This window comes from Streptomyces himastatinicus ATCC 53653, from assembly GCF_000158915.1.
GTDB lineage: Bacteria > Actinomycetota > Actinomycetes > Streptomycetales > Streptomycetaceae > Streptomyces > Streptomyces himastatinicus.
Map to the genome: position 1 here is coordinate 3,292,443 of NZ_GG657754.1, position 1,644 is coordinate 3,294,086.

Below are 1,644 nucleotides of genomic sequence, written 5' to 3' on the forward strand. Positions count from 1 at the left end.
CCACACCCCCGCCGGGGCTCCGCCCCTGGACCCCGCTCCTCAAACGCCGGAGAGGCTGGGGGTGGGGCATCTCCGCCCCCGGACGCTGCACCGGGGAACGGGCCGGGACGGGACGCCTCCGCCCCGGACACCGCTCCTCAAACGCCGGAGGCGCTGGGGTGGGACATCGCCGGACGGGCTTCGGTTCGGCCGGGGCCGGACGGTCGTCTCGGGCCGGGGCGCCGGGCCGGGTGGCCGGTGGGACCCTAGCGCAGTGCCTGCTCCACCTCGCGGGCCACTTCCGCCGCGCGCATCGGGGCGAGGGGGGCTCCGGTGGGGTCCGTGACGTAGAACGCATCTACCGCGTTCGCGCCCAGCGTGCTGACGTGGGCGCTGCGGACCGTGAGGCCGGCGGCCTCCAGGGCTCGGCCGATGCGGTGGAGGAGGCCGGGGATGTCCTGGGCGCGGACCTCGATCACGGTGGCGAGCTGGGAGCTGCCGGGCGCGATCGTGACCCGCGGCGGCGGGGCGTGGACGCCGCGGCGGCGCGGGTACTTGCGGTAGGCGGCCTCGCGCTCGGCGAGCCGGGCGACGATGTCGAGCGAGCCGTCCAGCGCCCGGAGCAGATCGTTCCGTAGCCGCGCGGCCTGCGGCAGCGATCCGTATTCGGCGGCCACGCGCCAGCTCAGCAGCAGGACGTCTTCGGGCTTGTCCGCGCCGTCCAGCTCCGACGGCAGCTCCACGGCGCGCAGATCGGCCGCGCGGACCGTGAGCCGGTGCAGGGCCAGCACCCCGGCGGCCGCGGACAGCACTCCGGGCTGGTCGGGGACGGCGATCAGCAGCTCGACGCCGATCGGTTCCGGTTCCGTCGCCGCGTCAGCGGACGGCAGCGCCTCCGACCGGGCGTGCAGGGCCAGTACCGGGCCGCCGGTGCGGCACGCCTCGATCGCGAGCCGTTCCTGTTCCGCGGTGATCTGCTGCGGGCTGTCCGGGTCCGGCGCGGGCTCCCCCGCGAGGACGGCGGCGACCCGCTTGACCAGGTCGGTGACGAGCGCGCCGCGCCAGGCGCTCCACGCCGCGGGCCCGGTGGCCAGGGCGTCGGCCTCGGTGAGGGCGTGCAGCAGCTCCAGGGTGGCGGGGCTGTGGACCGCCTCGGCGACCGAGCGCACGGTGGCCGGGTCGTCCAGGTCGCGGCGGGTGGCGGTCTCGACGAGCAGCAGATGGTGGCGTACGAGGGTGGCGAGGACGGACACATCGGCGCGGTCGAAGCCGATCCGGGTGGCCACGTCCCGGACGATCGTCTCCCCCACCACCGAGTGGTCGCCGGGCCAGCCCTTGCCGATGTCGTGCAGCAGCGCGGCGACCAGCAGCAGGTCGGGGCGGCCGACGCGGCGGCTGAGCGCGCTGGCGCGGACCGCGGTCTCGACGAGATGGCGGTCGACGGTCCAGCGGTGCACGGGGTTGCGCTGCGGACGGCAGCGCACCCGCTCCCAGTCCGGCAGCAGCCGGGTGATCAGGCCCTCGGCCTCCAGCGCCTCCCAGACCCCGACGGTGGACTCGCCCGCTCCCAGCAGGGTGACGAGTTCCTCCCGGGCCTCGGGCGGCCACGGCACCGGCAGCGGGCGCGCGGCGGCGGCCAGCCGCCGTACGGCGTGCAGCGAGAGC

General features: G+C 76.8%; 1 protein-coding gene. It reads right to left on the reverse strand.

The features are described 5' to 3' along the window. Positions 1 to 245: 245 nt before the first annotated feature. Positions 246 to 1,644, reverse strand: a 1,399-nt coding sequence (locus tag SSOG_RS13305) for an ACT domain-containing protein (protein ID WP_063631563.1), incomplete at its 5' end; no start/stop codon positions are given.